This is a genomic window from Longimicrobiaceae bacterium, assembly GCA_035936415.1.
Taxonomy (GTDB): domain Bacteria; phylum Gemmatimonadota; class Gemmatimonadetes; order Longimicrobiales; family Longimicrobiaceae; genus JAFAYN01.
This window is the reverse complement of the sequence record DASYWD010000536.1, coordinates 1-3,954: the sequence shown is the minus strand read 5'-3', so window position 1 is coordinate 3,954 and position 3,954 is coordinate 1. Positions and strand designations below refer to the sequence as shown.

Sequence of the window (3,954 nt, the reverse complement as noted above, 5' to 3'; positions counted from 1 at the left end):
GCGGGGGGGACGCTCACCGTCCCGGCGGGCGCGCCCGCCCCCGACCTCCCGGGAGTCGAGCTCTGGCCGGCGTCGCACCCGCTCCCGGACACCCACGGGCTGGCGGGGGCGGCGGCGGCGCTGGAGACGGCGCGCGCGGCGGGGAAGGGAGACCTGGTGCTCTGCCTCCTTTCCGGGGGCGCCTCCGCCCTCTGGCCGGCGCCCCCCGCGGGGGTTTCGCTCTCCGATCTGGCGCAGACCACGGAGCGGCTCCTCCGCGCCGGTGCGCCCATCGCGGAGACCAACGTGGTGCGCCGGCACCTCTCCCGGATCGCCGGGGGGGGGCTGGCGCGCGCCGCCGCCCCCGCGCGCCTCGTCACCCTGGCGATCTCGGACGTGGTGGGCTCCGCGCCGGAGACGATCGGCTCCGGGCCCACCGTCCCGGACGGCACCACCTACCGCGACGCGCTGGAGGTCCTCCTCCGCCACTCGGTGGAGGTCCCGCCCGCCGTCCGCGCGCACCTGCAGCGCGGCGACGCCGGAGAGGTCCCGGAGAACCCCGGGCGGGGGGATCCCGTCTTCGCCCGCGCGTCGTACCACGTCGTCGCCGACAACCGCGAGGCGCTCGCCGCCGCGGCCGAGGAGGCAGAGCGCCTGGGCTACCGCACCGCCGTCGTGGCGGACGACCTCGAGGGCGAGGCGCGCGAGGTGGCCGGCGAGGTGGCGGCGCTCGCCCGGGGCGCGCACGGGGAGGGCGGGTCCGCGCGGATCTCGGCCGCCTTCCTGCTCGGCGGGGAGACCACGGTCACCGTGCGCGGCCAGGGGCGCGGCGGGCGCAACCAGGAGCTCGCGCTGGCCGCGGCGCTGCAGATCGAGGACGAGCCCGGCGTGGTCATCGCCGCGCTGGGGACCGACGGGCGCGACGGGCCGACCAATGCGGCGGGGGGGATGGTGGACGGCGAGACAGTGGGGCGGGGCCGGGCCCAGGGGATGGAGGCCCGCGACGCGCTGGAGCGGAACGATGCGCACCCCTTCCTCCGCGCGACCGGGGACCTGGTCGTAACCGGCCCCACGGGCACCAACGTCAGCGACCTGGTGCTGGTGCTGGTGGGATAGGGCTCCGGCGCGGAAGCGGACCTACGGAAGCCGGTCGGTCAGGAGCCGCACCACGGCGTCCGGGTTGTCGGTGTTGATCCAGTGTCCGCCCTCGACCCGGTGCAGGAAGGTGCGCCCGTTCGTGCGCCCCGCCGCCTCGATCCGGGTCACGTCCCCCGCGTCCAGCGCCTCCGACTCCGTGGCCTTCACCACGTGCACCTCCGCCCCCGCCGGGGGGTTCTCCACCACCTCCCAGAGGTCGGTGCGGAAGTAGTCCCGCAGCATCTCCTCGATGCCGTCCCAGTCCAGCCGCCAGCGGAAGCCCCCCGTATCCCGCTCCAGGTTCATGGCGAGCCACTGCCCCAGCGGCCGGGGGTAGCCCTGCTCCTCCAGGGCGCCCACCAGCTCGTCGCGCGAGGCGAACTCCTCCGGGAGCGAGCGGACGACGTCGATGATCCGCCAGGCGCTCCCCGAGGGCTCCCGCACCTCCAGCGTGGAGTCCACCACCCACGCCTGCCTGAGCCCCTCTGCGTGCTCGCGGGCGTACATCAGCGCCACCTTCCCGCCGAAGGAATGGCCGAGCACCGCGGCGGCGTGGAAGTCCAGGTGCTCCACCAGCGCGTCCACGTCCGCCGCGGTGGCCTCCAGGGTGTGCGGGGGCGCGAACCCCTGCGAGCCCCCGTGCATGCGCAGGTCCACCAGCAGGGCGCCCCACTCCGGGCGCGCGTCCACCACGCGGCGCGCCACGGTGCCCCAGTTGCGCCCGCTCCCGTAGATCCCATGCAGCACCAGGAGCCAGCGCTCGGGAGTGCGCCCCTCGGCGACCACGCGCGAGTGGGCCAGGATCGGGGGCTGCGGCCGTGCTTCGTTGCTGTCCATGCTTCCGTCCGGTCGGCAGAGGGTTTGCGTCGGCCCCGATTCTAACCCCGGGGCGGGCACCGCGCGACCCGGCAGCTCCCGGACCCGCTCCCCACCCACCCCGCATGCGCGAGATCCCCTGCCCCGGCTGCGGACGGGGCTACCCGGACGACGGCCGCTTCGCCCTGGGCCGGACGCTGACCTGCGCCTGCGGAGCCCGCGTGGAGCGCCGGGCGGAGTCGGCGTGGCGGGAGGAGGACCCGCCCCGCTTCTTCGCCGACTCCATGCTCGGCGGCCTGGCGCGGTGGCTCCGGACCCTGGGCTACGACGCCGCCTGCGAGGGGGAGATCGCCGACGCGGAGCTGGTGCGGAGGGGCGCGGAGGAGCGGCGGCTGGTGCTCACGCGCGACCGCGGGCTGGCCGGGGCGTGGTGGAGCGAGGGGGTGCTCCTGGTGCGGAGCGAGGACCCGCTGGAGCAGCTCCGCGAGGTCGCCGCCGAGGCCGGGCTCGACGCGGACGCGCTCTTCACCCGCTGCACCCGCTGCAACCTCCCGCTGGCCGAGCCCTCCGCCGAGCAGGTGGCGGCACGCGTGCCGGAGGCGGTGCGCGCGGCGGGGGCGGAGCTCCGCGGGTGCGCGGGGTGCGGCCGGGTGTACTGGGAGGGCTCGCACACCGCGCGGATGCGGCGGATGGTGGGGCGGGCGCTGGGCGGCGGCTGAGCCGCGGCCTACGCCTCCCGCTCCCCTTCCGGCAGCGTCCACCCGTCCGGGGAGGGCGCGCCGTCCGGCCCCACGATCTGCACCTGGCGCCGCGGGTACACGGGGAGGATCCGCCCCTGGTGCTCCGGCCGGTTCAGCTCCTCCAGCACCCGCAGGCTCAGCTCGCTCTTCCAGCGCCGCTTCTCCCGCGCCCCCACCAGGTAGCGGATGGTAAGCACCGCGCTGGATTCCGCCATGGCCACGAACACCTGCGGCTCCTCGGGCACGTTCATCTCCAGGCGCGCGTCCTTGAGGATGCCGCGGTAGAGCTTGGCCGGCTCCCGCATCTGCTCGGCCACCGTCTCGTGCGCCACGCGGCGCAGCGTCTCCAGCGCGTAGCGCATCTCCGACTCGTTGGCGACCGCCACCTCCAGCTCGTCCCAGACGAAGGGGAAGTCGCGGGTGTAGTTGACCACCGTCCCGGTGAGCACCTCGTTGTTGGGAAAGGTGATCAGGCGACCCGTGGGCTGCTCCGCCCGGATGGTTCCCGGCGCCCGGTCGGCGCCGCCGTACTCCCACACGGTGGTGGTCAGCAGGTCGATCCGGTACACGTCGCCGAACACCTCGCCCACGGAGATGCGGTCGCCCACGCGGTAGTAGCCGCGGAACGAGTTGAGGAGCCAGCCGGTGAAGCTCTCGATGGGGGTCTGCAGCGCCCAGGAAAGGGCCAGGCCGATGAGCCCGAGCGACCCGAGCAGGGCGCGGAAGTCGCCCGCCAGCACGCTCAGGGCGATCCCCAGCGCCAGGAGCCAGATGGCGATGGCGGAGAGCGCCGTGAAGGCGTCCGCGCGCTCCCAGCGGCCCAGCGTGCGCCGCAGCAGAGGGCGGAGGACGCGCACCAGGAGCCAGGCCACCAGGAAGATCCCCAGCGCGATCCCCAGCTTGGGGAGCAGGGCGATTGCCGAGATCCACAGGTCGCGCAGCGTGCGGGTGGCCTCCCGCGTCCCCTCGCGGGAGAGCGAGTCGGCGCGGACCTCCGAGGTGTCCTCCGCGGGCCGCTGCAGCGAGTCGAGCGGGACCTGCTGGACGATGGCGACGGTGTCGGGGAGACCGGCGGTGCCTGCGGCGGTGTCCGCGGCGGGGGGCTGCTGGGCGGCGCCCGGGTCGTCCGGGGCGACGATGAGGAGGAGGAACCCCGTCATCGCCACCGCCAGCACGGAAGCCTTGCGGAAGGAGCGGAGCTGACCCCTCGCGCGGTCCGCCGCCGCGCCCGCGGTGCGCGTGCGGGAGCGGGCCCGCCCGGAGCGCCGCACCGCCCCCGAGC

4 protein-coding genes are annotated in these 3,954 nt (G+C 75.8%); 2 read left to right on the top strand and 2 right to left on the bottom strand.

Going from position 1 to position 3,954, the window contains the following annotated elements; translation table 11 throughout:
- Positions 1 to 1,095, top strand: a 1,095-nt coding sequence (locus VGR37_21640; GenBank protein ID HEV2150015.1) for a DUF4147 domain-containing protein, incomplete at its 5' end; no start/stop codon positions are given.
- Between the two features lie 21 nt (positions 1,096 to 1,116).
- Here VGR37_21640 and VGR37_21635 read toward each other — a convergent pair.
- Positions 1,117 to 1,953 (bottom strand): alpha/beta hydrolase, encoded by an 837-nt coding sequence (locus VGR37_21635; GenBank protein HEV2150014.1) that lies wholly within the window; start codon positions 1,951 to 1,953, stop codon positions 1,117 to 1,119.
- Between the two features lie 104 nt (positions 1,954 to 2,057).
- On the opposite strand from VGR37_21635, the gene VGR37_21630 reads away from it, so the two are divergent.
- Positions 2,058 to 2,651, top strand: coding sequence for a Mut7-C RNAse domain-containing protein (locus tag VGR37_21630; protein ID HEV2150013.1), 594 nt, complete (start codon positions 2,058 to 2,060; stop codon positions 2,649 to 2,651).
- Positions 2,652 to 2,659: 8 nt separating this feature from the next.
- On the opposite strand, the gene VGR37_21625 is transcribed toward VGR37_21630, so the two are convergent.
- On the bottom strand, positions 2,660 to 3,954 hold a 1,295-nt coding region (locus tag VGR37_21625), incomplete at its 5' end, for a mechanosensitive ion channel domain-containing protein (GenBank protein ID HEV2150012.1).